The organism is Nocardiopsis protaetiae, assembly GCF_045446735.1.
GTDB classification, from domain to species: domain Bacteria; phylum Actinomycetota; class Actinomycetes; order Streptosporangiales; family Streptosporangiaceae; genus Nocardiopsis; species Nocardiopsis protaetiae.
The window spans coordinates 14,836-41,797 of record NZ_JBJJBV010000026.1; the positions used below are offsets into that span (position 1 = coordinate 14,836).

The following is a 26,962-nucleotide window of genomic DNA, read 5'->3' on the forward strand; positions in this document are numbered from 1 at the left end:
GGTGCTCCTCTTCTCGGTGTCCCGGATGTTCCGGGTGCTCGGGGTGTTCGGGGGGTTCAAGGGGTTCGGGGCGGTGCCCGCGGACGCGGGGGTCACAGGACGACGCCGCCGTCGACCTGGAGGATCTGGCCGGTGATGTAGGAGGCCCGGTCCGAGGCCAGGAACGACACGAGGTCGGCCACGTCCTCGGGGGTGCCCAGCCGGCGCAGGGGGACCTTGGCCAGGGCGCCGTCGCGCACCTTGGGCGGCAGGTCGCGGGTCATGTCGGTCTCGATGAAGCCGGGGGCGACCGCGTTGACGCGGATGCCGTACCGGGCCACCTCCTTGGCCAGGGACTTGCTCAGGGCGTTGATCCCGGCCTTTGCGGCGGCGTAGTTGGCCTGCCCGGCGTTGCCGTACACCCCCATGACGGAGGAGATGTTGACGATGCCGCCCCGGCGGTTCTTGATGAAGTCGAAGACGGTGGCGTTGCAGAAGTTGAACGTGCCGGTCAGGTTCGTGTCGATGACCGCGCGCCACGCCTCGTCGGCCATCGTCGCGACCGAGGCGTCGCGCAGGATCCCGGCGGAGTTGACGAGCAGGGCGGGGTCGCCCAGCTCCTCCTTGACCCCGGCGGTGAAGGCGCGCACCGCGTCGGGGTCGGAGACGTCGCAGACGGCGTGGTGGCAGCGGGCCCCGGTGCCGCGGATCTTCTCGGCGCTCTCCGCGGCGGCCCCGCCCGCGCTCTGGTAGCAGAACGCGATGTCGTGGCCGTCCTCGGCGAGCCGCAGGGCGACGGCGCGGCCGATGCCGCGCGATCCGCCGGTCACGATCGCCACGGGTCGGTCGTTCATGGGATGTCCTTCCGTTCGTGGGTGGGGATGGGTACACGGGCGCGCGCCGCGGCGGGGCGTCCGATGAACAGGGCCGCGACGGCGCCCAGCGCGGTGACGGCGGCCCCCAGCAGGACCGCGGGCCGCAACGCCGCGACGAAGGCGGCGTCCGGGTCGCCGACCTGCGGGTGCATGACCACGAAGATCGCGCTGATCGCCGCGATGCCCAGGGAGCCGCCGAACTCGCGGACCGTGTTGTTGACACCGGAGGCGGTGCCGTGCCGGTCCTCGGGCACGGAGGCGATGACCATGACGGGGTTCGCGGCGAAGACGATCCCCATGCCGACCCCGGCGGCCAGCAGGGCCGGGAGCATCGCCGGGTAGGGCAGGTCCGTGGTGGCGGCCAGGGCCAGCCAGCCCAGCGCCCCGGCCTGGAGGGCGCACCCCAGGGCCTGGAGCGGGCCGCCGCCGACGCGGTCGACGAGCGCGCCGACCAGCGGGACGACGAGCATGGGCGCGGCCGTCCACGGCAGGGTGAGCAGTCCGGCGGTCAGGGGGTCGTGGCCGAGCGGCCCCTGCATGTACTGGGCGAGCAGGAAGACCGACCCGAACACCCCGAAGTACATGGCCAGCGACACCACCAGGCTCAGCGTGAACCCGCGCTCGCGGAACAGCCCCAGGGGCACCAGGGGCGCGGCCGCCCGCCGCTGCCAGAGCACGAACCCGGTCAGCGCGGCCGCCGCCACCGCGAACAGCACGAGCGTGCGCGGTTGCGACCAGCCGTGGTCCGCCGCGGTCACCACGCCCCACACGGCCGCGACCAGGGCGCCGGCCGCCAGGACCGCGCCGGGCAGGTCGAAGGACCCCGAGCCGCCCCGGCTCTCCCGCACGCACCACAGCACCACGGGCAGGAGCAGCAGTCCGACGGGCACGTTGACCCAGAACACCCAGTGCCAGCTCAGGGCCTCCGAGATCGCCCCGCCCACCAGCGGGCCCAGGGCGATGCCCAGCCCGTTGATCCCGCCCCAGAGGCCGATGGCCGCGCCGCGCCGCTCGGGCGGGACGGCGGCCGCGGTCAGGGTCAGCGAGAGCGGCAGGATCGCGGCGGCCCCGGCCCCCTGGAGGGCGCGCGCGGCCGTCAGCTCCGCGATCGACGAGGCCGTGGCGCACCAGACGGAGGCGAGGGTGAACAGCACCATCCCCCCGGCGAACACCCGGCGGCGGCCGAACCGGTCGCCCAGCGCCGTCGCGGTCATCAGCAGCCCGGCGAACGCCAGGATGTAGGAGTTGGCCACCCACTGGAGCCGGGTCTGGTCGCCCCCGAACTCCATCCGGATCTGCGGCAGGACGTGGGTGACGATCAGGTTGTCCAACGCGACCATGAACATCGGCGCCGCGACGGCGGCGACGGCCGCGAACCCTCCGGTGCGCCGGTTCATCGGACCGCCTCCCGCCCGGCCGCCGCGGCGACCTCGCCGGTGATGGCCGCGATGATCCGCTCCCGGTTCCCGGCCGGGTAGAAGTGGCCGCCGGGGAAGACCCGCAACCCCCGGGGGCGCTGTGCGAGGCCGGCCCACCCGGCCACGTGTCCGGGGCCCGCCACCGGGTCGTCCTCCCCGGCGAACAGGGTGAGCGGCACCGGCTGCGGGGCGGGCGGGCCCTGCGCCCGCCAGGCCCGGACCAGGGAGAGGTCCGCGCGCAGGCGCGGTTCGAACAGGGACCACAGCGCGTCGTCGGCGGTGATCGCGTCGGGGAGTCCGCCCAGCGCGCCCACACGCGCCCGCAGTTCGTGGGACGACAGCCGGTCGAGGCGGGCGTCGGGGACGTCCGCGACGGGCGCCGGGTGGCCGGACATGCCGAGCCAGACCGCCCGGGCGGCACCGGAGGCCGCCAGGGAGCGGGCCGTCTCGTAGGCGACGGCCGCGCCCATGCTGTGGCCGAAGAGGCCGACGGGGACGTCGGACAGCGGCGCGACGGCCGCCGTGATCCTCCCGACCAGCGGGTCCATCGCCGTCGCGAAGGGCTCCTCCGCCAGGTGCCCCCGCCCCGGGGACTCGACCGAGTACACCTCCCAGCCCTCGGGGAAGCGGCGGCCCCAGCCGCGGAACGCGGTGTGCGCCCCGCCCGCGTGGTGGAACAGGAACACCCGCGCGACGGGGGAGCCGACCGGGCGGACCCGGACCAGGGGGGAGGCGTGGACGACGCCGTGTGCGCTCATCGGACCGCGGTCACCACCGCTCGGGCCCGCGCCAGCACACGCTCGCCGCCGCACACGGCGGTGAGCACGACCCGGCTGCGGTCCCCGTCCGGGACCGCGTCCACGCGTCCGGAGACGACCAGTTCCACACCCTCCCCGGGCGGGACGACCACGGGGCGGGAGAACCGGGTCTCGTACTCGGCGACGTGCGCGGCGGGGCCGAACCAGTCGGTGAGCGCCGTCGCCGCCAGCCCCATGGTGAGCATGCCGTGGGCGATGACGCCGGGCAGCCCGATCCGCAGGGCGGTGTGCTCGTCGTAGTGGATGGGGTTGAGGTCGCCCGAGGCCCCGGCGTACCGGACCAGGGCGGTCCGGGTCAGCGGGAACCGCCGCTCGGGCAGCTCCAGGCCGACCGGGCCCGCTCCGGGCACGGCCACCGGCGCGGGGGCCGGGTCATGGGTGAGGGTCATGGGGATTCCGCCCAGGTGATGAGGGTGGTGGTGGCGACGCACACGACCTCTCCGTCGGCCGCGCGCAGGTCGCTGCGCAGGGCCACCAGGTCGTTGCCGCCGAGGGTCTCGATCCGGGTGATGACGACCTCGGTGGTGAGCACGTCGCCCGGTCGCAGGGGTCGGACGCTGCGGAAGGACTGGTCCCGGTGGATCACCCGGGAGAAGTCGAAGCCCAGCTCCGGGTCGAGCACCGCCGCCTCCTGCGCGCTCATCGCGAGCACGATGGGGAAGGTGGGCGGGGCCTGGTCGCCGTCGGGGGCGGCCACGGCGGCGCGGAACTCGCGCACCTTCTCGCGGCCCACCTCGTAGGTGTCCGCGCCCCGGTACACCCGGCCGACCAGGGCGTCGTTCAGAGCCATCCCCCGCACCTCCCCGGCATCCCGGTCGCTTCGGCGGGCACTAGCGGCCACCGCCCTCGCGCAGCACCAGCGCGCCGAGGCCGCCGTCGTGGCCCAGCGCGGTGACCAGGGCGGTCCGGGGGCGGTCGGCGGGTTCCCGGCGCCACCGCGCCAGCGTCCCGGCGACCTGCATGGCGCCCGCCGCGCTGTAGCACTGGCCCACCGCGCCCGACACCTCGTGCGCGGCGGGGACCCGCCCCAGGGCGGCGGCGACGCCGCGGCGCTCGGCCCGCTCCAGGCCCACCAGGCCGGTGGAGCCGTACGACACCTCGGTGACGTCGTCGGGCGAGAGCCCGGCGGCCTCCAGGGCGCGCGCCGCGTACCCGGCCAGGGCGCCGGCCCGGTCACCGCGCGCGGCCGGGTGCAGGCCCGTCTCCACGGACGCCACCTCGGCGTGGACCCGGGCCCCGGCGGCGACCGCGGCCTCGGTGGTCATGACGGTGAAGGCGACGCCGCCCTCACCGACCGCGGTGCCCCCGGCCAGGGCGCCGGCGGCGTGCCAGCCCCAGGCGAGCGCGGCGCTCAGCTCCTCCACGCCGCCGACCACCAGCCGGTCGGCGCGGCCCAGGGACAGCGGCAGCCGGGCGTGCCGGAAGGCGTTCAGCCCCGAGACCTGGCCCGCGGCCAGGGTGATGTTGGGGCCGCGCAGCCCGTTCCAGATGGCGATCTGCCCGGCACAGCAGTTCAGCACCGTGTTGGGGAACCGCGACGGGTTGACGAGGTAGGGGCGGTCCTGGAGCAGGGTGTCGCCCGCCAGGTCCACCAGGCTCTGCGTGCTGCCGGTGCTGGTGGTCATCACCACCCCGGTGCGGTCGGGGTCGGTCTCCTCGACGGCCTCCGCCAGGGCGGCCTTGGCGGCCACCAGCCCGAACCCGGTCAGCCGGTCCAGGTTGCGGGTGCCCTTGCGGCCCACGTGGTCGCGCAGCCGGAAGTCCGCCACGGACCGGACCGCGATGGGCGGGTACCGGTCGGCGTCGTCCCCCTGCGGGGCCGCGTGCCCGGCGCCGCCGGACGAGAGCAGCCCGCCCAGGGCGTCCAGTCCCTGCCCGGCGGCGGAGACGACGCCCACGGACGTGATGGCCAGGGGCTGCGCCGGGCGGACGGACGCGCGCGCCGGTCCCGGCTCCGTGGTCAGGGCGGTCATTCCGGCCTCCCGAAGATGGTGATGACGTTGTTGCCGCCGAAGGCGAAGCCGTGGTTCTGCACGATCCGCGGGCTCGCGTCGCGGCCGCGGCCCGGGACGACGTCCAGGCCCGGGCCCAGCAGCGGGTCGACCTCGGAGACGTTGGCGGTGGGCGGCAGGAAGCCCTCGTGCAGGGCCTTGCAGCACATGACCGCGCCGAACCCGCTGGCCGCGCCCATGGTGTGGCCGATCATCGATTTGATGGAGCTGATCGGCGGGAGGTCGTCGCCGAAGACCTCGCGCACGGCCTGGACCTCGGTGGCGTCGTTGGTCGGCGTCCCGGTGCCGTGGGCGCAGATGTAGTCGACCTGGTCGGGGGTGATCCCCGCGGAGGCGTGGGCGTCGCGGATGCAGGCGGCGATGGTCTCCGGGTCCGGGTGCACCATGTGCCGGGCGTCGCAGTTGACGCCGTAGCCCAGCACCTCGGCGTAGATCCGGGCACCGCGCGCCACCGCCGACTCCAGCGGCTCCAGCAGCAGGGACACGCCCCCCTCGCCGGTGAGGATGCCCGCGCGGTCCTTGTCGAAGGGGCGGCACACGTCCGGGGCGAGCGCCCCCAGCGCGTGGAAGCCCGCGTGCGTGAACCGGTTGACGGCGTCGGCGCCGCCCGCGAACATCAGGTCGGCCTCGCCGGTGCGCACCAGGTCGAAGGCGTGCCCCAGCGCGTAGTTGCTGGCCGAGCAGGCGGTCGGGATGGTCTGGACGTCCCCGCTCAGCTCCAGTTCGACGCCGACCGCGGCCGCGATCTGGCTGGCCGGGGCCTGGGCGACCAGGCGCGGGGAGAACTCCTTCATCCGCCCCGACACCCACTGCTCGCCGAGCACCGAGGACACGGTGGCCTCACCGCTGGTGGTGCCCATGACCGCGCCCGAGCGCAGCCGGGAGACCAGCTCCGGGTCGAGTCCGGCGTCCTCCAGGGCCAGCCGCGAGGCGGAGGCGGCCAGCTGGCCGCTGCGCCCCCAGTGGTCGGGGTCGGCCCGGCGCAGGATGTCGCGGGGGGAGAAGTCCCGGACCTCGCCGGCCGTCCGGAAGGGGAACCGGGAGGCGTCGAACGAGGTGATCTCGGAGGTGCCGAGGCTCCCCTCGCGGATCGCCGACGCGAAGGCGCCGGCGCCGATGCCGACGCTGCTCACCGCCCCCAGGCCGGTGATCACCACTCTGCGGGGCTCAGGCACCGTCCACCTCGCCGTATTCGCGCACGGCGGCGGCCAGGCGCTCGAAGTCGAGCAGGTCGTGCAGCTCGGACTTGGGGATGACCACGCCCATTTCCTTCTCGATCCGCGCCACCACGGTGATCAGGGAAAGTGAATCCCCCTCGTATTCCTCGATGAAGTGCCCGGTCGGGGTGAGCTCCCCCTCCTCCAGCTCCAGTTCCTGGGAGACGATCTCTTCGAGTTTGTCGATATCGATATCTGCGACGGTGGTCCTCTCGGCCATGCCAGTGGCCCCTTTCGGTCCGGCGGTCCCATCGTTCGGGTCGTTCAGGATCCACCTTGGGCGGGCAGGAAGAGGAAAGCAACGAAATTGCCTCTTTGTGCTCCCCGTCTTCTACCAAAGTGGTATGCGCCCTCGTTTTATCGAGGATTGATCGCCTTTTTAGCCGACCGCGCAAGGCTGGAGCCGGAAAGAAATGAGCGAGCGAGAGGAGGCGCGATGACTTCCGTTATGGAAACAGGGGGTCCCCCGGCGGACCTGGGCTTCGAGACGACGCTCGACCGGACACTCGTCCACCGCAGGGCGGTCTCGGAGGTCTTCGTCACCGACCTGCGGCCGCGGTCGGAGACCGACGTGACGGCCGCCGCCCAGCTTCCCCTGAACCACGGCTACTTCAGCGACCACACGGTGCACCCACCGGTCTTCGACACCCTCCTGGTCCTGGAGGCCGGCCGGCAGGCCGCCATCGCCGGGACCCACGCCCACCTGGGCGCGCGTCCGGGCACCCAGATGATCGTGGACCGGTTCTCCATCGAGACCGACCCGGAGGCCCTGCGCTGCGGCGACCGCCCCGGGGAACTGGTCATCGACAACCGCTTCACCATCGTGCGCCGCAAGCGCGACCGGGTGCGGGCCGGACGTGTGGACCAGGTCTTCTACCGCGACGGGGCCCGGGCGGGGAGCCACACCATGGACGTCCTGTTCCTGACCCCGGGCGAGTACGAGGCGGTCCGGCGGGCCCAGCTCGACGGGACCGTCCCCGACACCGCGGGCCGGGCGACCGAGCCCACCGACGTCGTGCCCGCCGACGTGGGCCGGACCCACCCGCTCAACGTGGTGCTGTCCGGTCCGGCGACCTCCGGCGGGGAGTTCACGGCGACGGTCCGTCCGCCGTGGGACAACCCGTCCCTGTTCGACCACTCCTACGACCACCTGCCGGCCGCGGTCCTCACCGAGGCGGCCCGGCAGCTCGTCCTGGCCGCACCGGTCGCCGGGCGCCCCGACCGGCTCCGTGTCACCGGCGTGGACGCCGCCTTCACCGGTTTCGCCGAACTCACCTCGCCGGTGACCGCCACCACGCCCGTCATCACCACCGCCACGGGGGAGCGGCGGGTCCGCTTCGACCAGGGCGGAGCGGTGATCGCCGAGCTCACCCTGACCGTCGCGCACGTTCCCACCACCCAGGAGAAGCGCCCATGACCGAGCCCCGCGTCACCGCGGTGTGGACCGACTTCGGCGGGGTCCTCACCCCGCCCATCGCCGAGACGATGCAGAACTTCTGCGCCCGCCTGGACATCGACGCCCACGCGCTGCTCACCGTCATCGGCGAGGTCACCGAGTCCTTCGGCACCGACGACTACATGGAGCCCATCGACACCCCGATCGTCACCGAGGCCGAGTGGCTCGACCGCATCGGCGTCCTGCTGCGCGAGCGCCACGGGATCGACCGCCGCCTCACCACCCTCGCCGACGACTGGTTCAAGGACCGCGAGACGAACCGCGTCTGGGCGGACTACCTGGAGGAGCTGCGGGCACGGGGCGTGTTCGTCGGGATGCTCTCCAACATGGTCCCCACCTGGGACGCCCACTGGCGGCGCATGGTGGACCCCGCCGCGCTCTTCGACGACGTGGTGCTGTCCTTCGAGGTCGGCACCCGCAAGCCCCGGGCCGACGTCTTCGAGCTGGCCGCCCGCCGCGCCGGGGTCCCCGCCGAGCGGTGCCTGCTCGTCGACGACAACGAGCGCAACTGCGAGGGCGCCCGCGCCGCCGGCTGGCACGCCGTGCACTTCCGCGACACCGCGGCGGCCGTCGCCGAGACGGCCGGACTCACCGGCGTCCCCGCCGGACTCCCCGCCACCTGATCCGAAACGCGCACACGCACACCGAAGGAGTACGCATGACCCAGGCCGAGACCACCCTCGACATCGCCCACAAGATGGGCGACATCTTCAACGACCTCGACGCCGAGGTCGCGCACAGGTACGTGGCCGCCGACTTCGTCGACTACGAGGCCCCTCCCGGCACCCCCGGCGGCCCCGACGGGTACCTGGGCACCGCCAAGTGGATGAACAGCATCTTCGCGGACGCCAAGTGGGAGCGCATCGACAGCTTCGCCGACGGCGACAAGGCCGTCATCCACCTGCGCTTCACCGGTCGCCACGTCCGCGACTTCCTCGGCATCAAGGCCACCGGCGCCGACGTCGCCCTGGAGCACATGCACATCTACCGCGTCCAGGACGGCAAGGTCGTCGAGCACTGGGGCTGCCGCCAGGACCTCTTCCTCATGCTCCAGATCGGCGCGATCCAGCTCGACCTGCGCCCCTTCAGCCCGGAGGAGGAGTCCGCCGGGGAGACCGTCTCCCCGTGACCCCCGCCCTCCCGTGACCCACAAGGGGCCCGGGCCGACCCCGGGCCCCTTCCCGTTCCCGCCCCGCCCCCGTCCTTGAAGGAGGACCCACCGTGACCAGGATCGCCTACGTCTTCCCCGGCCAGGGCTCCCAGCAGCCGGGCATGGGCGCCCCGTGGACGCGCACCCCCTCGTGGCGCCTGGTCGCCCGGGCGTCGGAGGCGAGCGGCCGGGACGTCGCCGGGCTCCTCCTGGACACCGACGCCGACACCCTGCGCCGCACCGACAACGCCCAGCTCGCCACGTTCGTGCTGGCGTGCGTCGCCCACGCGGAGATCCGCGAGGCGCTGCCCGGCGCCGCGCCGGCGGCCGTGGCCGGGCACAGCCTCGGCGAGTACACCGCCCTGGTGGCCGCGGGGGTCCTCGATTTCGAGGACGGGGTGCGGCTGGTCGCCGAGCGGGGCCGCGCCATGCGCGACGCCTGCGCCACGGTGCCCGGCACCATGGGCGCCGTCCTGGGGCTGGACACCGGCACCGTCGCGCGCACCGTCGAGGACGTGCGCCGCGACGGGGCCCGGGTGTGGGTCGCCAACATCAACTCCCCCCTCCAGACCGTCCTGTCGGGCACGGTCGAGGGGGTCGCCCGCGCCTCCGACGCCGTCCTCGAACGCGGTGCCTCGCGGGTCGTGGGCATCCCCGTCGGCGGCGCCTTCCACACCCCCCTCATGGCGCCCGCCCGCGAACGCCTGGGCCTGGCCCTGGACCTGGTCGTCCCCCGCCCCGCGGCCGTCCCCGTGGTGGCCAACGTGGACGCCGCCCCGCACACCGACGCGGCCCCCTGGCCCGCGCTGCTGCGCGAACAGCTCACCGCCCCCGTCCGCTGGCTCGACACGGTGCGGACCCTCACCGGGGCCCTCGGCGCGGACCTGCTGGTCGAACCGGGACCCGGGCGCGTCCTGTCCGGGTTCACCCGCCGCATCGCCCCCGCCGCCGGACGGGTGAGCGTGGGCACCCCCGACGACATCACCGCCCTGGCCGAGCGGACCGGTGTCCTGCGCGAGGACGGCGCCCCCGTCCCCGTCTCCCCCGGAAGGGCCTGACCATCCCGCCGGGACGGGTGACCCCGCCGCCCGGCAGCACGAAGGAGTACGAGTGTTCACAAGCATCGGCGGGCTCGCGGTCCGCCACCGGTGGTGGGTCGTCACCGCCGCGATCGCCGTCGCGGTGTTCGGCGGCGTCTGGGGGACCGGCGCGCTGAGCGCCCTCACCGGCGGGGCGGGCTTCGACGACCCGGCCAGCGAGTCGGTGCGCGCCGACCGGATCCTCGCCGGGGAACTGGGCCGCAACGCGGTCGACGTGGTCGTCCTCTACGAGAGCGACGACCTGACGGTGGACGACCCCGGGTTCGGGGACGCCGTGGCGCGGACCCTGGAGGCGGTGCCCCGGGAGGGGATCGAGAGCTTTGACTCCTACGCCTCCACCGGCTCGGAGGACTACGTCTCGCAGGACCGGCACGCCACCTACGCCGCCGTCCAGTTCGACACCTCCGACGACCAGGAGCGCGTCGCCCTGCTCGACTCCCTGGCCGACGACTTCGAGGTGGCCGGGCTCGACGTGCGCTTCGGCGGGGTCACCGCGATGACCCAGCAGGTCAACGCGCTGACGGGGTCGGACATCGCCCGTGCGGAGATGCTGTCCCTGCCGGTCCTGGTGATCGTCATGGTGCTCATCTTCCGCAGCCCCGTCGCGGCCTCCCTGCCCCTGGCGGTCGGCGCCGTCACCGCGCTCGGCTCGTTCGTCGTGCTGCGCGTGCTCACCTACTCGGTGGACATCGCCGGATCCGTCATCAACGTCATCACCATCCTGGGCCTGGGGCTGGCCATCGACTACGCCCTGTTCATGGTCAGCCGGTTCCGGGAGGAGCTGGCGGCCGGGCTCGACGTCGAGGAGGCCGTGCGGCGCACCACCGCGACCGCCGGGCGCACCGTCGCCTTCTCCGGGCTGGCGCTGGCCATCTGCTTCGTCGGGCTCATCCTCTTCCCGGCCCGGTTCCTCAGCTCCATGGGCTACGCGGGCGTGGCGGTGGTCGCCTTCGCCGTGCTGAGCTCCATCACCCTGCTGCCCGCGCTGCTGTTCCTGGTCGGCCGCAACGTCGACCGGTGGCGCATCCCGTGGCCCCGCACCCGGCCCGCGGGCGACCGCGGCCGCTGGTACCGGATCGCGCACGCCGTCATGCGGCGGCCCGTCGCGGTCACCCTCCTGGTGGTGGGCCTGCTGCTGGGCCTGGGCGCCCCCTTCCTCACCGCGAACTGGGCGCGCCCCGGCGACTGGGTCCTGCCCGCCGACTCCGACGCACGCGTGGTCGACGCCGCCCTCTCCGAGCGGTTCCCCGACGACCCCGACCGGCTGATGACGGCCGTCGTCGTCCTGCCCGGCCCGGCGGCGGACCGGCGGTCCGAACTGGACGCCTACGCCGACCGCCTGGGCGGGGTGGAGGGGATCGACACGGCCGAGGTCACCGGCACCGCCGGGAACGAGGCCCGGATCACCCTGACCTACACCGTGGAGCCCATGTCCCCCGAGGCCCGCACGATGGTGGAGGACCTGCGCGCGCAGGCCGCCCCGCGGGACGCGGAGGCGCTGGTCACCGGTATGCCCGCCTCCCGGGTGGACATCGTCGACATGATCGGCGAGCGCGCCCCCTGGATGCTGCTGTTCGTCGCCGTCGTGTCGTACGCCGTGCTGTTCATGGCGTTCGGGTCGGTGCTGCTGCCGCTGAAGTCGATCGTCATGAACCTGCTCTCGCTGTCCGCGGCGTTCGGCGCGATCACCCTGATCTTCCAGTACGGCTTCCTGTCCGGCCTGCTGGGCTTCGACGCGGTGGGGGTGGTCGACGCCAACTTCCCGGTGCTGATCGTGGCCATCGCGTTCGGCCTGGCCATGGACTACGAGGTGTTCCTGCTGTCCCGCATCCGGGAGCAGTGGGAGCGGGGCGCCGGGGTGGAGGAGTCCATCGCGGTCGGGCTCCAGCGCACCGGCGGCATCATCACCGGGGTCGCCCTCCTGATGATCATCGTGGTCTCGGGCTTCATCACCTCCTCGATCGTCTTCATGCAGATGATCGGGGTGGGCCTCGTCATCGCGATCGCCGTCGACGCCACCCTGGTGCGCGGCCTGCTGGTGCCCGCGACGATGCGGATCCTGGGCGCCCGCGCGTGGTGGTCGCCCGCCCCGCTGGCGCGCTGGTGGAACCGCTACGGGTTCCGGGAGGACGAGGCGCCGGAGCCGGTCCCGCAGAGAGAGGCGGTCGGATGACGGGCGCGACGGTGACGGGAGGGCCGGTCCGGGACACGCCCGGACCGGCGCGGCCCGGGCCCCGGGGGCCGGGCCGCGTGCGGGCGATCGCGGCGGCCGTGGCCGTCGCCCTCACGGCCGGCCTGTTCGCGGACTGGGACACCCTGACAGGTCCGCTGTCCGGTGCGTTCGCCGGGTGGGGCATGCCCTGGCCCGGCCGGGTCACCGCACCCTGGCCGGACGCGGTGGCGCTGGTCGCGATCGCCGTGGCCGCGGTCCACCCGCCGCCGCGCGGGCGCGGACCGCTGGGCGTGCTGGCGGGCGCCTGGTCGGTGCCGGTGACCGCGTTCGCCGCCGCCGGCGCGGTCGGGGCCCTGCTCGGCCTGCTGGCCGGGGGCTCGGCCGGGGGAGCCGCCCAGACCGTGTGGCACCTGCTCGCCCAGACCGGGCACGGCGCCCTGTTCGGCCTGCTGTTCGGCGGACCCGCGGCGATCGCGGTCGCGGCCGTCGCGCTGCGCACCGGCGAGCGCGCCCGCCCGGACGGCCCCCGCGCGCCCTACGCCCCGCTCACGGCCGCACTGCTCCTGCTGCCCGCCGCGGCCGCCGCGGCGGGCGTCCACCTGCTCGACGCCGCGCCCCCGGCGGACTGCTCACCCCTGGCCTGCGCCTCGCCGCGGGACGAACTGCTGCTCAACGGCGAGGTCGGCCTGCGGCTCCTGCTGCCCGGATGGGCGGCGGCCGTGCTCACGATCGCCCTGCTCAGGACGGTGCCCCTGACACGCCGGTGGCCCGGGTGGGCCCACCTGATTCTGGGGACCGCCGCCACCGGCGCCGCCGTGGTCCTCCTCTCCGGGCTGATCGTCGGCTCCTCCGTGTGACCCCACGACCCGAGGACGGACCATGACCATCGACGACACGGCGGCCCCCGGCGGGCCGCGCCCCGCCGGGATCGACCGGCGGACGCTCCTGTCCGCCGCGATCGCGGCCGGGGCGGGCGCGCTGGCCTGGGCCGCCGTCCGGCCCGCCGCGGCCGCCCCGCCCCGGCCGGCCGCGCGCCGGGCCTACATCGGGGGCTTCACCGTCGGCGAGTACGGACTCCCCGGGCTGCCGGGGATCGGGCTGGCCGACATCGCCGGGAACGGCGCGCTGACCGTCCGCGGCTACCACGAGGGCATCGACAACCCCTCCTACCTCGTCCTGGGCCCCGGCCGGGACGTCCTGTACGCGGTGTCCCAGACCGGCGACGGACACGTCCACGCCCTCCGGATCCTGCCGGACGGCGGGCTCGAACCCCTGGGGGCCGCGGCCACGGAGGGCGCCACCCCCGTCCACCTGTCCACCGACCCGGGCGGGCGGTTCCTCATGACCGCCAACTACGACTCGGCGAGCGTCGCCGTCCACCGGCTCCTCGACGACGGGTCCCCGGGCCCTCTCACCGACCTGGTCGAGCACGACGGCGGCGGCCCCGACCCCGCGGAACAGGCCGCGCCGCACCCGCACATGTGCCTGCCCGTGCCCGGGACCGACGAGGTGATCGTCCCCGACAAGGGCAACGACCACGTGTACGTCTACTCCCTGGACCCCGACACCGGACGGCTCACCGAACGCCACCGCGTCCTCGTCGGGGAGGGGGCCGGACCCCGGCACGCCGCCCTGCACCCCTCCGGGCGCCACCTGTACGTGTCCAACGAACTCGGCTCGACGCTCACCGTCTGCTCCTACGACCCCCGGGCCCGGACCCTGGCCGTGGCGGGGTCGGTGTCCGTGGCCTCGCCCGGCGCCGACCCCCGCAACGCCCCCTCCGGCGTGGTGGTCGACGCCGAGGGCCGGTTCGTCCACACCGCCGACCGGGGCCTGGACACCGTCGTCTCCTACCGGGTGGAGGAGGGCGGGGCCGGGCTGTCCCTGGTGGAGTCGGAGGCCGTGACCACCAAGGCCCCCGGGACCCGCTGGCCCCGGGCGATCGCCCTGGACTCCGACGGGCGCCACCTGTACGCCGCCAACCAGGCGGGCCAGTCCGTCACCGCCCACCGGGTCACCGGGGAGGGGCGGCTCGCCCCGATCGGCGCCCCGGTACCGGTGGCCAGCCCGTCGTGCGTGCTCCTGTACTAGGCCGTGCCGCCGTACCGGGGCGTGCCGCGCCGGCCGGGCGTGCCCGGCCGGCGGGCGGTCACAGCAGGGCGCCGCGGTCGGCGGGGGAGAACTCCCGGTCGAACCTGCGCCGGGAGACCTCCTTGCGCGCGATCCGGCGCAGCGCCGCCAGCAGCGGGTCCCCGAACACGGTCCACAGCACCAGGCGCTCGATGAGGGCGTCCACGTCCCCGTACAGCCCCATCACGTCGATCTCCGCCCGCGTCATGCGGTCCGCCGCCGTCGCGTAGGCCTCGACCATGGTCTCGGCGTCGGTCTCGTCCAGCCACAGCACGGCCCGCAGCAGTTTGAGCAGCTCGGACCAGTCGGCCGTGTCCGGGTCGACGTCCCAGCCGTGGCGGTCGGAGAGCCGCTCGGCCAGGGACCGCGCCGGGTCCTCACCGGGGTTCAGGGACACGTCGTCCCGCCGGGACGGGCCCTCCAGGGCGTTCAGGACCAGGCCGAACATCGCATGGGGCGTGTGGCCGTCGGCCGTCATGCGGTCCAGGAGTCCGCGGACCTCGCCCGGGCCCAGCCCGCCCACCTCGACCAGCACCCGGACCAGGCGCAGCCGCCGCAGTTCCCGGGGCCCGTAACCGTCCTCGTCGCCGGGGGGCTCGATCAGCCCTTCGCGCTGGTAGTACTCGACGGTCCCCACGGGCACCGACGCCCGTTCGCTCAGTTCCACGATGTGCACGCGCTCGGCCTTCCCCTCGGGCGGTGGTGTTCGGTGGGCGGGTCCGGGCCCGTTCCTACGCGCCGCCGAGGATGGTGCGCTGGAGGCGGCGCAGTTCCTCGGAGGGCTCCAGCCCCAGGTGTTCGTGCAGGGCGTCCCGGGCGTCCCGGAAGGCGTTCAGCGCGTCGCCGCGGCGGCCGGACCGGTGCAGGGCGTCGATGAGCCGGGCGTGGAACCCCTCGTGCAGCGGGTAGACGCTGACCAGGCCGCGCAGCTCGGGTAGCACCTCCCGGTGGCGCCCCAGCCGCAGGGACGCGTCCACGTGCATCTCCCGCAGGCGGGTGCAGACCTCGGAGATGCGGGCCACGTGGCCGGCCAGGACCCGCCCCGGCCGCACGTCCGCCAGGACCGGGCCCCGGCACAGCGCCAGGGCCTGCTCCGCGCGGTCGACGACCTCGGCGTGGCGCCCCTCCGCGGCCAGGACGGTGGCCTGTGAGACGAGCTGGTGGAAGGCCGACAGGTCCAGCTCCGCGGGGGACAGCTCCATCCGGTAGCCCGACCCGTGGGTGCGCAGGACGCGCCGGGCGGCCTCCGGGCCGCAGGCGCGCTCCAGGGCGCCGCGCAGGTGGTACACGTGCGTGCGCACGGTCTGGAGCGCCGTGGCGGGCGGCTCCCCGTCCCAGAGCTCCTCGATGATGGTGTCCACGCCCACCGTCTGGCCGGCTCGGACCAGGAGCAGGGAGAGCAGCCTGTCGACCTTGGGGCCGCGGCGCAGCCCCGTTCCGCCGTCGGCCTTCAGCAGGAGCGGACCGAGGATCTCGAAACGGGGCATCTGCCTGTCTCCTCGCTGGTGTGCAGGGCCGGGGTCGGCCACCGGGTCGCACTTCGAAACTAGGACGGTGTGTGAGCACCGACAAGCGGATTGTGCTCTAGGGGTGACCCCTTCTGCCTCCAAAGAGGTACCGGGGGCCGCGCCCGCGCTCAGAGCTGGGCCTCGCCCTTGCCCCGGTGCGGCGAGAGCACCCCCGACTCGACGGCCTTGTTGACGGCGTCGATCCGCGAGACCGCCCCGAGCTTCTCGAAGACGTTGCGCAGGTGCCGTTTGACCGTCCCCTCGGTGATGTCCAGCGAGCGGGCGATCTCGCGGTTGCTCATCGCCTCGGACACCTTGCGCAGCACCTCCTCCTCGCGCCGGGTGAGCGCGGTGGCCGGCTCCGGGCGCTGCCAGTGCGGCGAGGAGACCACGACGGTGGTGCGGTCGGGGTCGCTCAGCCCGCGGATCGCCGCCACCAGGGTCACCAGGTCGACGGTCTTGTGCAGGTAGCCGCGGACCCCGAGCGAGAGCAGGTCGTTCACGAGGGTGCCGTCGTCGTGCATGCTCAGGATCATCACGTTGACCCGGGGCGCCCGCGCCAACAGCTCCCGCACGGTGCGCCGGGGGTCGTGCCCGGGCATCTCCAGGTCGAGCAGGACCACGTCGGGTGCGGCCGCGAGCAGATCCGGGACCAGGGCGCGGACGGAGCCGATGCTGGCCACCACCTCCAGTCCCGGCTGCGTGCGCAGGAGGTCGCACAGGGCCTCCCGCAGGAGGTGGTGGTCGTCGACGACGGCGACCCGTGTCATCGGGTGGTCTCCGCTCTGATGGAAGGGGTGTCGATGGGCACGAGGATCATCGTGCGGGTGCCGTTCTCCGGGGAGCTGAGTAAGCGCACGCGTCCGCCCAGCGCCGTGATCCGCTCGGTCAGCGACAACAGCCCGGAGCCGCCCTCTCCCCGGGCCGCCCGCTCCAGCCGGTCGTCGACGTCGAACCCGGCCCCGTTGTCGGAGGCGATGGCGCGGATCTCCGTGCGCTCGAACCGCACGGCGACGTGGACCCGGTCGGCCCCCGAGTGCCGGACGGAGTTGCGCAGGCACTCGCGCAGGACCAGGAAGAGCTCGTCGAGGAAGTGCGGGGGGACCCACGACTCCTCGCCCGAGATGTCGACCTGGGCGTCGATCCCGGTCAGGTCCAGCGATTCGACGTAGGAGCCCAGGGCGATCTCCAGGGACCCGGCCCGCTCGCTGCGGCGCTGGTCGGAGATGAGGTCGCGGAGCTGGCGGTTGAGCTCGTACAGGGCGGTCTTGAGAGCGCGCAGCCGGCCGTCGGCGTGCACGTCGGGGGCACGGACGGAGAGCAGTTCGTACAGCTCCAGCTGGCGGTTGGCGAGGCTGACGGAACCTCCGATGCGGTCGTGCAGCTCGCGGGCGAGGAAACGGCGGAACTCCTGGTTGGCGTTCTGCTCCTGGGCCAGGAAGCGCGCCCGCTCGCGGATCAGGGCGGCCTCCATGCGCAGGGTGGTCTCGTGCTGCGCGGTGGTGAGCGCGGCCTTGGCGAGCGGGAGGGGCAGCCCGTCGGGCAGCGCGTCGGAGATGAGCTCGAAGAGCAGGCGTGCGGCCTGCCCGGTGTGCCGGGCGTGGTCGGCCCAGGCGGTCTCCTCCAGTTCGGCCCAGTAGGTCTCGGACATGAGGCCGACGCGGGGGCACGGCTCGGCGTGGTGCAGGCTCCAGGCGCAGTCGCCGATGACGGAGAGGGCCCAGGCGGTGAAGTGGGGCCAGACGTCGGGATCGGTGCGCAGCGGGTTGTTCTCGCGGTCCAGACGGGTGGCCAGCAGGTCCAGCAGCGCGGGTGCCGCGCGGAGAAGGGAGTCGGCCGGAGAGCCTTTCGGGAACGAGGGGGTGACGTCGTATCCCCCGCCTTCTGTGAGGGAATCCTTGACATGCATGGATCGATCGCGTTCGTTCATGCGATGAATTTCCGTGACAGGATCATCGTGGGCATCGATTTGTGTTCGAGTGATCACTCTCGGGAACCGAATAGGGGCTCGTCGGTCGGCGGAGCTGCCCATGCCGGTGAACGTTCGCGCCACCCCCGATCGGCGATCATCGTTGTCCGCGCCCGAGTCCGGGGCGCTTCCCCAAGCGCTGGTCTCCGTGCGGACGCCGGGGGCCGAGGGCGTTTCGCGTTCGCCCGCGTGCTGCCGAGAGGGAGCTGCGCCGTAGTCCACTCGACCCACCGTTAATGTTTTGTAGCGTATGTGATGCGTCGTGTGATGGAAAGGTTCCCGGCGTCCGCTTCCGGTCAATTCCGGAGTGTGAGTATTCGCAGGTGGAGATTGTTTTATTCCGAATTACCGGATAGTGAACTATGTCACACGGTGGCTGTTCTGGTGGTTTCCTCGAATGTCCGAATGGCGTGCTGTGCCGATCGGTTCCGGGTACCGGAAAGGGCGGCGGGCCCGCGCGGGCCCACCGCCCTTTCCCGGTACCGTGCCGGTCCCGGTGCCGTGTCAGTCGACCGGGCGCCGGGGTTCCACCACCGTGTTCGGCCCCGGGTAGACGAGCCGCTCCTGGCCGTCGGGGAAGCGCACCAGGAAGGGCGGGCCGTCCTCGGCCCCGCGCACCTCGACGATCTCGCCGGTGTGCTGCCCGTCGCTGCTGGTGACCCCGTGCGTGTGGATGCGGTCGCCGACGCTCGCGCGCATGATCCCCCCGTTCCGGCCGGTCCCCCGCCCGGCCCGTACCCGGGGTCTACCCGGCCCCGCGCCGCCCCGAACCGGGCCCCGGGGCGACCCCTACGCACAAAGGGGTAGCCGGGTCCCGACGAACCTCCGATGCGCGGAACGGCCGCCGGGCAGCACGCTGGCCCGGACGGACGAGACGAGGAGGACGCGCATGCTGACGGTCCGGGATCTGACCAAGCGCTACGGGGATCGAACGGTGGTGGACGGGCTCACCTTCACGGTGGAGCCCGGCCGCGTCACCGGATTCCTGGGGCCCAACGGGGCGGGCAAGACCACGACGATGCGGGTGCTGCTGGGACTGGCCGCGCCCACCTCCGGGGAGACGCTGGTGGACGGCCGCCCCTACCGGGACCTGCCCCGGCCCGCGCTGCGGGTGGGCGCGGTGCTGCCCGCGGGACCGGCCCACCCCGGGCGCTCGGCCCGGGCCCACCTGCGGGCCAAGGCGGTCGGCACCGGCGTCCCGCGGAACCGCGTGGAGGAGGTGCTGGAACAGGCCGGGCTGGCCGAGGCGGCCGGACGCCGGGTGGGCGGGTACTCGCTGGGCATGCGGCAGCGGCTGGGCGTGGCCGACGCGCTGCTGGGCGACCCCGGGGTGCTGCTGTTCGACGAACCCGTCAACGGCCTGGACCTGGACGGGGTGCGGTGGATGCGCTCGCTCGTGCGGCGGATGGCCGACGAGGGGCGCACCGTGTTCGTGTCCAGCCACCTGATGAGCGAGATGGAGGCGGTCGCCGACCACCTGGTGGTGATCGGGCGGGGACGGCTGATCGCCGACGCCCCGCTGGCCGAGGTCATCGGCGCCTGGTCGCGCACCCACGTGGAGGTGCGCACCCCCGACCCCGCACCCCTGCGGGAGCACCTGGAGCGCAGCGGCCCCGCGGTGCGGGTGGAGCCCGGCCCCGGCCTGCTGCGGGTGTTCGGCGCGTCCGCCGCCCAGGTCGGGGACCTGGCGCACGCCGCCGGGGTCCGCGTCCACGCCCTGCTGACCAGGGAGGCGTCCCTGGAACAGGCCTACCTGGAACTCACCGGCGAGGCCGTGGAGTACGCGTCCGAGGGGAGCGCCCGATGAGCGGCACCCGGATCCGGTACCCGGTCGAGCTGGGCCGGGAGACCGCCGCGGAATGGATCCGCCTGGCCTCGCTGCGCTCCACGTGGTGGACGGTGGCGGCGGCCCTGCTCGGCATGGCCGTGTTCGCCGCGCTGATGGGGATCACCGAGCTGTCGCGGATCGCCGAGAACCCCGACGAGGCCGACTCCCTGGCCTACGCCCGGCTGCTCTCGCAGGGGCACTTCTACCTGGTGCAGTTCACGGTGCTGACCCTGGCCGCGCTGGCCGCCACCGGCGAGTTCGGGGACCGGGGCGTCACCGGGACCCTGCTGGCCCGGCCGGACCGCTCCCTGGTGCTGACCGCGCGCACCCTGGTGGTGGCGGCGCTGGCCGGGGCGGTCGGCGTCCTGGCCACCGCGGCGGGCACGGCGGTCCTGGCCGGGTTCGTCGGCCGGTACGCGGCCCCGGACCCGCTCACCGTCACCGGGACGGCGCTGGGCGCGGGGCTGTGCATGGCGCTGTTCGGCGTCCTGTTCACCGGGGTCGGAACGGCGCTGCGCAGCGCCCCGGGCACGTTCGTGATCGGGTTCTTGCTGCTCCTGGGGCTGCCGCTGGTGCTCCAGCTGTCCGGGAACCCGGTGCTGGACGACCTGGCGGCGCTGGCCCCGGGCACTGCCGGGATCGAGTTCTACGCGGGCGGCGACGTGGGGTTCTACACCGCACCCCACGACGGGCCGGTGAACATCGTCGTGGTCGCGGGGTGGGCGGCCGCCGCCTGGATCATCGCCCGCGCGGAGTTCCGGATCCGCGACGTGTGATGGGCGGGCCCCCGCGCCGACGGGCGCGGGGGCCGAGCGCCGTCAGTGCTCCACGGCCTCGGTCACCGCCGGCGCCGGGTCGGGCAGCGGGGACGCCCCGCCGCGGAGGTGGTGGTCGAAGAACGCCGTCAGGTGCGCGCGCTGGGCGGCGATCGACGCCTCCGGGTCCACGGTGCCCAGGCCGCCGCGCACCGCGTTCCGCCAGGCCGCCGAGGACGGCGCCAGGGCGTCCTCCAGCTGCGGGGCGATCCACTGGAGATCGGTGAACGCCGTGTGCTCCCCGTCGGGCATGTACACCTCCAGGACCGGCGCGCTCGACGCCTCCACGAACATCCGCCAGTCCGGGGAGTGGTCGGAGCGGTGGGGCAGCCCCTCATCGCCGCTCACCCCGGCCCCCATCAGGGCGAACGGGCGGGACGCCCCGGCCAGGGTGGCGTCGGACCACTCCCGGTCGCCCACGTGGTAGGCCATGCTGCCGTCCATGTTCACCCCGGCGTCGACCCGCCCGTCCACGAGCATCGTCTCCGCCGCCGTCACCCCGCCGAAGGAGTGGCCGAACATGCCCACCCGCTCCATGTCCAGGGCGGCGGCCAGGCCCCGGGGCAGGGGGTGCCCGGAGTCGTCGGCGGTGTCCTCCCCGGCGGCGAACCCCTCCAGCCGGTCCAGTACGAACCGGGCGTCGGCCAGGCGCACCCCCGCGGCCAGCCGCCGGTTCTCCGTGTCGTCGGCGGGAAGGGCGGTGCGCAGGACACGGCCGTCGGGCAGGTCCACGACGAGCGCCTCGTAGGGGTGGTCCATGACCACCGTGGCGAACCCCCGCGAGGCCAGGTCCTCGGCCAGGGCGGTGAACTGGAAGCGCGACATGCCCAGCCCCGGGGACAGGAGCAGCACCGGCAGGCGCGCGTCCGCGGCGTCGGCGTCGAGCAGCGAGGCCGTCCGCGCACCGGCCGCGTCGACGGCGTCGCGCGGGATCCCGTACTGCTCGAACTCCCGCTTCATGGATTCCGCGAAGGACGCCGGGACGTACGGGGCGGGCTCCCCGCCGCCCTCGGCCGGATACCAGACGTCGACCACGACGTCGCGGTCCTCGGCGGCCGGGACCCAGGGGTGCCCGCGGCCGGGGTCGACCAGGTGCAGGGTGGTGCGGCCGGTGGTGTGCGGACCGGTGGGCGCCGGTGGCGCGAGGGCGACCGGGTCGGGGCCGGTGAGGGCGGACAGCGCGGTCGGGGCGGCCAGCGAGGCCGCCAGGACCAGCGCGGCGCACAGCAGGGCGCGGGTCCGGACGGCGCGGGGCGTCGGTGAACGTGTCATGTCCGCATGCTCCGCCGCGCCCGCCCCCGGCCGCATCGCCCGGACGGCGGCGGCCGCCTAGGCACAAAGGGGTAGGGGGTTCCCCGGGGTCAGAGCAGCCCGGCCTCGTAGGCCAGGATCGCGGCCCGCACCCGGTTGCCCACGCCGAGCCGGGTCAGGATCGACCCCACGTGCACCTTCACGGTCCCGGCCGCGATGCCGAGCCTGCGGGCGATCTCGTCGTTGGAGCAGCCCTGGCCGACCAGCTCCAGCACCTGGCGTTCGCGGGCGGTGAGCCGGTCCACCCGCTCCCGGGCCCGCGCGGTGCGGGTCCGGCGGGGCGAGGAGTCGTCGAGCAGGTCGACCACCCGGCGGGCCACCTCGGGGGACAGGTAGGCGCCGCCGTCGGCCACCGCCCGCAGCCCGGCCACCAGCTGGTGCGGGTCGCCGGTCTTGAGCACGAACCCGTCGGCGCCGCAGGACAGCGCCCGCTCGATGTAGGCGTCCTCGCCGAACGTGGTCAGCACGACCACCGACGTCTCCGGGCGGGCGGCCGCGATGGCCTCCGCCGCCTCCAGGCCGTTCATCCGCGGCATGCGCACGTCCATGAGCACGAGGTCGGGCCGGTGCTCGGCGGCCAGGGCCACCGCCTCGGCGCCGTCGGCGGCCTCGCCCACCACCTCGAACCCGGGGACGGAGGACAGGATGGCTCGCAGCCCGGCGCGCATCATCGCCTCGTCGTCGGCCAGCAGGACCCGCAGCGTCCCGGAGCCGTTCCCGGTTTCCACGCCGCACACCCTACTCGTCCGCCGCGGACTCCCGGTCGATCTCCTCCTTGGACACCAGGACCCCGTCGGCGAAGCACAGCCGGTACACCGGCGGCAGTCCGTTCTCGTGCCGCACCAGCTGGTAGCGGCAGTCGGCGCCGGGCGGCTCCGGGGGCGCGCCGTCCACGGACCGCTCGGGATAGGCGTACAGGGGCAGCAGCGCCTCCACCTGCGCCCGGGTGTCGCCCACCCGGATCCGCTCGTAGTCCTCGGGCGGCAGCACCGAGTTGCTGCTGGTCCACCACAGCAGGGCGAACCCGGCGCCGACGACGGGCAGGGCGATGGCGACCGGGACCACGACCGCGGCGAACACGCTCCGGCGGGCCCCGGCGCGCGCCTCCTCACGAGCCAGCCGGGTGCGGGAGGGCGCGGGCTCCCCGTCCCCGGGACCGCCGTCGGGGACCTCGGCGCGCACCGCGAACCCGGAGCCGGTGCGGGGACCGGCGTCGAGGGTCCCGCCCAGGGCGGTGACCTCCGCGCGCAGCTCGGCCAGCCCGGTCCCGTCCTCGCGGCCGGGCACCGCGGGGGCGTCGGCGCCGGTGTCGGCCACCTCCACCCGGGTCGGCCCGCCGTCCCGGACGACCCGCACGGTGACCTCGGCGCCGGGGGCGTACCGGGCGGCGTTGGTGAGCGCCTCGCGGACCAGCCGCCCCACCGCCCGTCCGCCGGGCGTGCGCGGATCGGGGTCGGGGCCCTCGCGCAGCAGGCGCACGCGCATGCCCGCGTCGACCGCATCGGAGACCGATTCGGGCACCGTCACCGTGTCCTCGCCGACCGGTCCGTCGCGCAGCACACCGATGACCTCGCGCAGCCGCAGCGTGGTGGCGTGCGCGGCCTCGCGCACCCCGGCGGCGGCCGCGGCGTGCTCGGGGGAGTCCTGCGAGGCCATCTCCAGGGCGGCGGCGCGCACCGCGAGCAGGGCCAGGTCGTGGCCGAGGGAGTCGTGGATGCGGGCGGCGATCCGGGTGCGCTCCCGCAGCCGGGCGCGGTCGGCCTCGGCGGCCCGGGTGCGCTCCATCTGCTCGGCGACCTCCCAGCCGCCCCGGCTGAGGCGGCTGCGCCACATCAGGTGGCGGCCCAGCAGCCAGGGGACGACGAGCGCGCCGACCAGGCCGAGGGCCCCGCCGAGCGCGTCGACCAGACCGGACAGCAGGTCGCGGGCGTCCGACCCGGCCATCACGGCGGATCCGGTGTACAGGGCGAGAACGACCAGGGCCGCCGTCACCGCCATGGAGGCGATCGGCCCGGTCCGGCCGGAGCGCCGCCCGGCCAGCAGGGCCAGCACCGCCAGGGAGACGAGCGGGGAGAACAGCAGGGTCTCGGCCAGGCGGACGCCCACAGCGGCCATCTCCGCGGTGGCGGCCGTCAGGGCGATCGCCACCGCCGTGTGGGGGCGGCTCCGGGACAGGCCCACGGCCAGGGCCAGGACGGCGAGCAGGGCGCCCGCCTCCCACCAGGGGAGGCCGTCGCGGAGGTCGGAGATTTCGAGGACGGTGAGGCCGCCGAGGGCGGCCCACAGCGCCAGGTCGGTCGCCACCGGGCGCGGGGCGGCGGAGCGGTCGGCGGGCGTGCTCATGGCCCCGAGCCTAGGCGTCGGCGTCGCGCAGGCGGGCGGTCTCCTCCTCCAGGAGGCGGCGGGTGAGGGCGATGTAGTCCAGGACGGCGCGGCGCTCGTCCTCGCCGAGTCCGGCCATGAAGGCCGCGGTCTCCCCGCCCAGGCGGGCGTAGGCGTCCCGTTCGGCGGGGGCGGCGTCGGAGAGCGGGCGGACCAGGACGCGGCGGCGGTCGCCGGGGTCGCGGAAGCGCTCGACCAGCCCGGCGGCCTCCAGCCGGTCGACCACGGCGGTGGCGGCCCCGGCGACCACGCCGAGCCCGGCGGCGATCGCGCTCAGGGTCATCGGCCCGTTGCGGCGGAGCAGGCCCAGGGCCTTGTGGTCGGTGGCGCCCACGCCCAGGCGGGCGCCGAGGGCGTCGTGGAAGAGGACGACGGCGGTGCTGAGGTCCCAGCCCTCGCGGTCGCCGACGGGTTCCTGCGGTGCGGCGGTCACGGGCCCACACTACCGCGATCCTTCACCGCGTCGTATAGTTCAAATCAATGAACTATTCAAAGAGGTGAAACGATGCTCGCCACCGCCCGCGCTGCACGCGCCGCCCTGCTCTGGGCCCTGCGCGCCTACGCCCGCCACGCCCCGCTCGTTCTGGGCCTGTCCCTGGTGCCCACCGTCCAGCGGTTCGCGCTCATCGCCCCCGGCAGCCCGCTCACCGGAGGGCTCGGGGCCGCCTCCGAGGCCGTCGCCCAGGGCTCCCGGCTGGTCCTGCTCGGCGCCCTGCTGTGGATCGCCGCCCGCGAGGTCCTGCCCCCGGGGCGGCGGACACCCGCCGGGGCGTGGGCCGCCTTCGCGGCGGGCATCACGCCCCGGCTCGGCCTGTTCCTCGGCCAGTTCGCCTTCCTGGCCGCGGCCTTCGTGGTCTTCGACCTGCTGCCCAACGCGGCGATCGGCCTGTGGGTGCCCGCGGCCGAGCGGCCCTGGGTGGTCGCGGCCGTGGTCGCCGCCAAGAACCTCACCGTCATCGCCCTGACCTTCGCCTGGCTGGCCGGGGTGTTCCGCGAGTTCGCCCTCCTGGGCGAGGCCGACCGGGCGAACGGCGTCAGCGCCGCACCGCGGTGACGACGCGGCCCGGGTCCATCACCCGGACCCCCTCAGGGCCGTGGAAGGCCGCCAGGTCCGCCGTCAGGGCGGCCAGCGCCCGCTCGCGCTCCGCCGGGTCCAGGGCCTCCAGGTGCGGGCGGATCCCGGCCTGGCCGGTGAGGAAGGCGGCCGCGTCGGCCGGGTCCGAGCCCAGGTGCGACGGGGCGTGGACCAGTTCGTTCGCCACGTCGGCGAACCCGGCCCCCTCCAGGAGCCCGCGCACCAGGTCCGGGTCGAGCAGCGACATCATCCGGCGGCGGGTGGGTGTGGGGCCCGCCGTCATGTAGGGGTGCAGCGCGGCGGTGGCCAGTGTGTGGTCGTCCTCGGGGCCGGTCGGCGCGGGCAGCAGCAGGGACATCCGCCCGCCCGGTCGCACCGCGCGGGCGATGTTGGCGAAGGCCGCCCCGGCGTCGTCGAAGAACATCACGCCGCCCCGGCTGACCACCACGTCGAACCCGGCCTCCGGGAAGGGGTGGACCTGGGCGTCGGCGTGCTCGTAGGAGACGTTGGCGCCCGCAGGGGTGCGCTCCCGGGCGGCGCGCAGCATCGTCGCGGAGATGTCCACGCCCAGCGCCGATCCGCGTTCGGCCAGGGCGCCCGCCTCCCGGGTGAGCCGCCCGGTCCCGCAGCCCACGTCCAGGACGCGGGAGTCGGGGGCGATGCCGGCGCCCGCCAGGATCAGCGGGTTGAACTCCTGGAGCATGGCGTCGTAGCGGTCCGGGCCGGCCACCCAGGGCGCGCCCACCTCCCCTTCCCAGGCCCGCTTCTGCTCGGTGTTGGCGATGGCGGTCATGTCCCACTCCAATGACTAGAGTCGTTCACTAGTGACTTACTCTAGTAATAGACTTCCGCCATGGAGCGAGTCAAGACCGGAAAGCGCGCGGAGAAGGCCCGCCTCACCCGCGCCCGCATGATCGACGCCGCCCGCGAGCTCTTCGTCGCGGACGGGTACGGGGCCACCCCCATGCAGGCCGTCGCGGAGCGGGCCGGCGTGGCGGTGCAGACGCTCTTCTACACGTTCGGCACCAAGGGCGCCCTGCTCAAGGAGGTCGTGGACACCGCCATCGCGGGCGACGACGAACCCGTGCCGACCCTGGAGCGCCCCTGGTTCCGGAAGGCCGTCGGCGCCGACGACGCCCACACCGCGCTGGCCCGGTACGTGGCCGGGACCGGCCGCGTGCTGGCCCGGGTCGCCGCCGTCACCGAGATGCTTCGGGTGGCCGAGGCCACCGACCCGGCCGTGCGCGACCTGTGGGGACCCGACGCGCCCGCAGACCCGCGGTACACGGTGTGCTCGGCCTTCGCCTCTGCGCTGGTCGCCAAGCCCGGGGCCGCCCCCGGGGCGGACGCGGGGCGGGCCGCCGACGAGCTCTACGCCCTGCTGGCCCCGGAGCCCTACCTCGCCCTGACCCGCGAACGCGGCTGGCCGCACGAGCGCTGGCAGGAGTGGGCGGGCGACATCCTCACCGCCCGCCTGTGCGCGGCCCCGGGCCCGGCCGGCGGCGGCCGGTAGCCCGGTCCCGGGCGAGGGCCGGGCGCGGCTCGCCGAACACCACGTCGAACCGGACCCTCCCGGCGGGCGGCCCCCCGGCGCGCCAGGGGGCGCGCATGCGTTCTCTCGTCCTCGGGGGAGGGGGTCAGCGGGGGAGGAGGCCGGTGGCCAGGACTTCGATGATCCCGGGCAGCAGGGCGTCGACGTCCTCGGGCGCGGCGGTGGAGTTGAGGACCGCGAACCCGTGCAGGGCC

General features: G+C 74.8%; 29 protein-coding genes. 11 read left to right on the plus strand and 18 right to left on the minus strand.

Annotation, left to right across the window (positions count from 1 at the left end):
* Window positions 1–92: 92 nt before the first annotated feature.
* The 8 genes from fabG to ACJOT3_RS06680 are packed head-to-tail and all read right to left on the minus strand — an operon-like array spanning window position 93 to window position 6,539.
* Window positions 93–833, minus strand: a complete 741-nt coding sequence (gene fabG / locus ACJOT3_RS06645) for a 3-oxoacyl-[acyl-carrier-protein] reductase (protein ID WP_406969892.1) — start codon at window positions 831–833, stop codon at window positions 93–95.
* On the minus strand, window positions 830–2,251 hold the full coding sequence (locus ACJOT3_RS06650; protein ID WP_406969894.1) for an MFS transporter: 1,422 nt from the start codon (window positions 2,249–2,251) through the stop codon (window positions 830–832). The genes fabG and ACJOT3_RS06650 overlap by 4 nt, the downstream gene beginning before the upstream one ends.
* A complete protein-coding gene (locus ACJOT3_RS06655; RefSeq protein ID WP_406969896.1) occupies window positions 2,248–3,030 on the minus strand; it encodes a thioesterase II family protein in 783 nt (260 codons plus the stop codon). Before ACJOT3_RS06655 ends, ACJOT3_RS06650 begins: the two co-directional genes overlap by 4 nt.
* The gene (locus tag ACJOT3_RS06660) at window positions 3,027–3,479 is read right to left on the minus strand and encodes a MaoC/PaaZ C-terminal domain-containing protein (protein WP_406969898.1); all 453 of its coding nucleotides are present in this window, start codon (window positions 3,477–3,479) and stop codon (window positions 3,027–3,029) included. The genes ACJOT3_RS06655 and ACJOT3_RS06660 overlap by 4 nt, the downstream gene beginning before the upstream one ends.
* The gene (locus tag ACJOT3_RS06665) at window positions 3,476–3,880 is read right to left on the minus strand and encodes an FAS1-like dehydratase domain-containing protein (protein WP_406969900.1); all 405 of its coding nucleotides are present in this window, start codon (window positions 3,878–3,880) and stop codon (window positions 3,476–3,478) included. Before ACJOT3_RS06665 ends, ACJOT3_RS06660 begins: the two co-directional genes overlap by 4 nt.
* Before the next feature lie 40 nt (window positions 3,881–3,920).
* Entirely contained in the window at window positions 3,921–5,063 is a 1,143-nt protein-coding gene (locus ACJOT3_RS06670) for a beta-ketoacyl synthase N-terminal-like domain-containing protein (protein WP_406969902.1), read from the minus strand.
* A complete protein-coding gene (locus tag ACJOT3_RS06675; RefSeq protein WP_406969904.1) occupies window positions 5,060–6,277 on the minus strand; it encodes a beta-ketoacyl-[acyl-carrier-protein] synthase family protein in 1,218 nt (405 codons plus the stop codon). Before ACJOT3_RS06675 ends, ACJOT3_RS06670 begins: the two co-directional genes overlap by 4 nt.
* Window positions 6,270–6,539 carry an acyl carrier protein gene (locus ACJOT3_RS06680; RefSeq protein ID WP_406969906.1) on the minus strand — a complete coding sequence of 90 codons (270 nt, stop codon included), beginning with the start codon at window positions 6,537–6,539 and terminating at the stop codon, window positions 6,270–6,272. Before ACJOT3_RS06680 ends, ACJOT3_RS06675 begins: the two co-directional genes overlap by 8 nt.
* Window positions 6,540–6,755: 216 nt before the next feature.
* Between ACJOT3_RS06680 and ACJOT3_RS06685 the strand changes: the two genes are divergently transcribed.
* The 7 genes from ACJOT3_RS06685 to ACJOT3_RS06715 all read left to right on the plus strand — a co-directional run bounded on the left by ACJOT3_RS06685 (window position 6,756) and on the right by ACJOT3_RS06715 (window position 14,289).
* Complete coding sequence (locus ACJOT3_RS06685; RefSeq protein ID WP_406969908.1) at window positions 6,756–7,736, plus strand: AfsA-related hotdog domain-containing protein; 981 nt, start codon at window positions 6,756–6,758, stop codon at window positions 7,734–7,736.
* Window positions 7,733–8,398, plus strand: a complete 666-nt coding sequence (locus tag ACJOT3_RS06690) for an HAD family hydrolase (protein WP_406969910.1) — start codon at window positions 7,733–7,735, stop codon at window positions 8,396–8,398. The genes ACJOT3_RS06685 and ACJOT3_RS06690 overlap by 4 nt, the downstream gene beginning before the upstream one ends.
* A gap of 35 nt (window positions 8,399–8,433) precedes the next feature.
* On the plus strand, window positions 8,434–8,904 hold the full coding sequence (locus ACJOT3_RS06695; protein WP_406969912.1) for an ester cyclase: 471 nt from the start codon (window positions 8,434–8,436) through the stop codon (window positions 8,902–8,904).
* 92 nt (window positions 8,905–8,996) lie between these two features.
* On the plus strand, window positions 8,997–9,983 hold the full coding sequence (locus tag ACJOT3_RS06700; RefSeq protein ID WP_406969914.1) for an ACP S-malonyltransferase: 987 nt from the start codon (window positions 8,997–8,999) through the stop codon (window positions 9,981–9,983).
* A 52-nt stretch (window positions 9,984–10,035) separates the two neighbouring features.
* Window positions 10,036–12,198 (plus strand): MMPL family transporter, encoded by a 2,163-nt coding sequence (locus ACJOT3_RS06705; RefSeq protein WP_406969916.1) that lies wholly within the window; start codon window positions 10,036–10,038, stop codon window positions 12,196–12,198.
* A gap of 77 nt (window positions 12,199–12,275) precedes the next feature.
* Window positions 12,276–13,055, plus strand: a complete 780-nt coding sequence (locus ACJOT3_RS06710) for a hypothetical protein (protein WP_406969918.1) — start codon at window positions 12,276–12,278, stop codon at window positions 13,053–13,055.
* 22 nt (window positions 13,056–13,077) lie between these two features.
* Window positions 13,078–14,289: a lactonase family protein gene (locus ACJOT3_RS06715; RefSeq protein ID WP_406969920.1), complete on the plus strand. Its 1,212-nt coding sequence runs from the start codon at window positions 13,078–13,080 to the stop codon at window positions 14,287–14,289.
* A gap of 58 nt (window positions 14,290–14,347) precedes the next feature.
* Here ACJOT3_RS06715 and ACJOT3_RS06720 read toward each other — a convergent pair whose 3' ends face one another.
* From ACJOT3_RS06720 to ACJOT3_RS06740, 5 genes are all read right to left on the minus strand, one after another.
* On the minus strand, window positions 14,348–15,004 hold the full coding sequence (locus ACJOT3_RS06720) for a MerR family transcriptional regulator (protein WP_406969922.1): 657 nt from the start codon (window positions 15,002–15,004) through the stop codon (window positions 14,348–14,350).
* A 55-nt stretch (window positions 15,005–15,059) separates the two neighbouring features.
* Window positions 15,060–15,815 (minus strand): AfsR/SARP family transcriptional regulator, encoded by a 756-nt coding sequence (locus ACJOT3_RS06725; RefSeq protein WP_406969924.1) that lies wholly within the window; start codon window positions 15,813–15,815, stop codon window positions 15,060–15,062.
* Between the two features lie 149 nt (window positions 15,816–15,964).
* Complete coding sequence (locus ACJOT3_RS06730; protein WP_406969926.1) at window positions 15,965–16,606, minus strand: response regulator transcription factor; 642 nt, start codon at window positions 16,604–16,606, stop codon at window positions 15,965–15,967.
* Window positions 16,603–17,766, minus strand: a complete 1,164-nt coding sequence (locus tag ACJOT3_RS06735; protein ID WP_406969928.1) for a sensor histidine kinase — start codon at window positions 17,764–17,766, stop codon at window positions 16,603–16,605. The genes ACJOT3_RS06730 and ACJOT3_RS06735 overlap by 4 nt, the downstream gene beginning before the upstream one ends.
* A gap of 543 nt (window positions 17,767–18,309) precedes the next feature.
* A complete protein-coding gene (locus ACJOT3_RS06740) occupies window positions 18,310–18,504 on the minus strand; it encodes a DUF1918 domain-containing protein (protein ID WP_406969930.1) in 195 nt (64 codons plus the stop codon).
* Window positions 18,505–18,694: 190 nt separating this feature from the next.
* On the opposite strand from ACJOT3_RS06740, the gene ACJOT3_RS06745 reads away from it, so the two are divergent.
* Window positions 18,695–19,612: an ATP-binding cassette domain-containing protein gene (locus ACJOT3_RS06745; protein WP_406969932.1), complete on the plus strand. Its 918-nt coding sequence runs from the start codon at window positions 18,695–18,697 to the stop codon at window positions 19,610–19,612.
* A complete protein-coding gene (locus ACJOT3_RS06750; protein WP_406969934.1) occupies window positions 19,609–20,409 on the plus strand; it encodes an ABC transporter permease in 801 nt (266 codons plus the stop codon). Before ACJOT3_RS06745 ends, ACJOT3_RS06750 begins: the two co-directional genes overlap by 4 nt.
* 42 nt (window positions 20,410–20,451) lie before the next feature.
* Here the strand turns inward: ACJOT3_RS06750 and ACJOT3_RS06755 are convergent, their stop codons facing one another.
* The 4 genes from ACJOT3_RS06755 to ACJOT3_RS06770 form a co-directional block, all read right to left on the minus strand.
* Window positions 20,452–21,720, minus strand: a complete 1,269-nt coding sequence (locus ACJOT3_RS06755; RefSeq protein WP_406969936.1) for an alpha/beta hydrolase family protein — start codon at window positions 21,718–21,720, stop codon at window positions 20,452–20,454.
* A gap of 89 nt (window positions 21,721–21,809) precedes the next feature.
* On the minus strand, window positions 21,810–22,487 hold the full coding sequence (locus tag ACJOT3_RS06760; RefSeq protein WP_406969938.1) for a response regulator: 678 nt from the start codon (window positions 22,485–22,487) through the stop codon (window positions 21,810–21,812).
* A gap of 10 nt (window positions 22,488–22,497) precedes the next feature.
* A complete protein-coding gene (locus tag ACJOT3_RS06765; protein WP_406969940.1) occupies window positions 22,498–24,102 on the minus strand; it encodes a sensor histidine kinase in 1,605 nt (534 codons plus the stop codon).
* Between the two features lie 10 nt (window positions 24,103–24,112).
* The gene (locus ACJOT3_RS06770; RefSeq protein ID WP_406969942.1) at window positions 24,113–24,574 is read right to left on the minus strand and encodes a MarR family transcriptional regulator; all 462 of its coding nucleotides are present in this window, start codon (window positions 24,572–24,574) and stop codon (window positions 24,113–24,115) included.
* Window positions 24,575–24,646: 72 nt separating this feature from the next.
* Between ACJOT3_RS06770 and ACJOT3_RS06775 the strand changes: the two genes are divergently transcribed.
* Entirely contained in the window at window positions 24,647–25,195 is a 549-nt protein-coding gene (locus tag ACJOT3_RS06775; protein ID WP_406969944.1) for a hypothetical protein, read from the plus strand.
* Here the strand turns inward: ACJOT3_RS06775 and ACJOT3_RS06780 are convergent.
* Window positions 25,176–26,009, minus strand: a complete 834-nt coding sequence (locus tag ACJOT3_RS06780) for a class I SAM-dependent methyltransferase (RefSeq protein ID WP_406969946.1) — start codon at window positions 26,007–26,009, stop codon at window positions 25,176–25,178. The two genes, ACJOT3_RS06775 and ACJOT3_RS06780, sit on opposite strands and share 20 nt — an antisense overlap.
* 60 nt (window positions 26,010–26,069) lie before the next feature.
* Between ACJOT3_RS06780 and ACJOT3_RS06785 the strand changes: the two genes are divergently transcribed.
* Complete coding sequence (locus ACJOT3_RS06785; RefSeq protein WP_406969948.1) at window positions 26,070–26,729, plus strand: TetR/AcrR family transcriptional regulator; 660 nt, start codon at window positions 26,070–26,072, stop codon at window positions 26,727–26,729.
* The last annotated feature ends 233 nt before the right edge of the window (window positions 26,730–26,962 follow it).

Bases quoted from the DNA above. Each gene is read 5' to 3' on its own strand.
- ACJOT3_RS06660 (WP_406969898.1), bottom strand. From the start codon at position 3,479: ATGACCCTCACCCATGACCCGGCCCCCGCGCCGGTGGCCGTGCCCGGA.
- ACJOT3_RS06780 (WP_406969946.1), bottom strand. From the start codon at position 26,009: ATGACCGCCATCGCCAACACCGAGCAGAAGCGGGCCTGGGAAGGGGAG.
- ACJOT3_RS06725 (WP_406969924.1), bottom strand. From the start codon at position 15,815: ATGCCCCGTTTCGAGATCCTCGGTCCGCTCCTGCTGAAGGCCGACGGC.
- ACJOT3_RS06735 (WP_406969928.1), bottom strand. From the start codon at position 17,766: ATGAACGAACGCGATCGATCCATGCATGTCAAGGATTCCCTCACAGAA.
- ACJOT3_RS06670 (WP_406969902.1), bottom strand. From the start codon at position 5,063: ATGACCGCCCTGACCACGGAGCCGGGACCGGCGCGCGCGTCCGTCCGC.
- ACJOT3_RS06775 (WP_406969944.1), top strand. From the start codon at position 24,647: ATGCTCGCCACCGCCCGCGCTGCACGCGCCGCCCTGCTCTGGGCCCTG.
- ACJOT3_RS06745 (WP_406969932.1), top strand. From the start codon at position 18,695: ATGCTGACGGTCCGGGATCTGACCAAGCGCTACGGGGATCGAACGGTG.
- ACJOT3_RS06650 (WP_406969894.1), bottom strand. From the start codon at position 2,251: ATGAACCGGCGCACCGGAGGGTTCGCGGCCGTCGCCGCCGTCGCGGCG.
- ACJOT3_RS06685 (WP_406969908.1), top strand. From the start codon at position 6,756: ATGACTTCCGTTATGGAAACAGGGGGTCCCCCGGCGGACCTGGGCTTC.
- ACJOT3_RS06750 (WP_406969934.1), top strand. From the start codon at position 19,609: ATGAGCGGCACCCGGATCCGGTACCCGGTCGAGCTGGGCCGGGAGACC.
- ACJOT3_RS06665 (WP_406969900.1), bottom strand. From the start codon at position 3,880: ATGGCTCTGAACGACGCCCTGGTCGGCCGGGTGTACCGGGGCGCGGAC.
- ACJOT3_RS06680 (WP_406969906.1), bottom strand. From the start codon at position 6,539: ATGGCCGAGAGGACCACCGTCGCAGATATCGATATCGACAAACTCGAA.
- fabG (WP_406969892.1), bottom strand. From the start codon at position 833: ATGAACGACCGACCCGTGGCGATCGTGACCGGCGGATCGCGCGGCATC.
- ACJOT3_RS06740 (WP_406969930.1), bottom strand. From the start codon at position 18,504: ATGCGCGCGAGCGTCGGCGACCGCATCCACACGCACGGGGTCACCAGC.
- ACJOT3_RS06785 (WP_406969948.1), top strand. From the start codon at position 26,070: ATGGAGCGAGTCAAGACCGGAAAGCGCGCGGAGAAGGCCCGCCTCACC.
- ACJOT3_RS06715 (WP_406969920.1), top strand. From the start codon at position 13,078: ATGACCATCGACGACACGGCGGCCCCCGGCGGGCCGCGCCCCGCCGGG.
- ACJOT3_RS06655 (WP_406969896.1), bottom strand. From the start codon at position 3,030: ATGAGCGCACACGGCGTCGTCCACGCCTCCCCCCTGGTCCGGGTCCGC.
- ACJOT3_RS06765 (WP_406969940.1), bottom strand. From the start codon at position 24,102: ATGAGCACGCCCGCCGACCGCTCCGCCGCCCCGCGCCCGGTGGCGACC.
- ACJOT3_RS06695 (WP_406969912.1), top strand. From the start codon at position 8,434: ATGACCCAGGCCGAGACCACCCTCGACATCGCCCACAAGATGGGCGAC.
- ACJOT3_RS06755 (WP_406969936.1), bottom strand. From the start codon at position 21,720: ATGACACGTTCACCGACGCCCCGCGCCGTCCGGACCCGCGCCCTGCTG.
- ACJOT3_RS06690 (WP_406969910.1), top strand. From the start codon at position 7,733: ATGACCGAGCCCCGCGTCACCGCGGTGTGGACCGACTTCGGCGGGGTC.
- ACJOT3_RS06730 (WP_406969926.1), bottom strand. From the start codon at position 16,606: ATGACACGGGTCGCCGTCGTCGACGACCACCACCTCCTGCGGGAGGCC.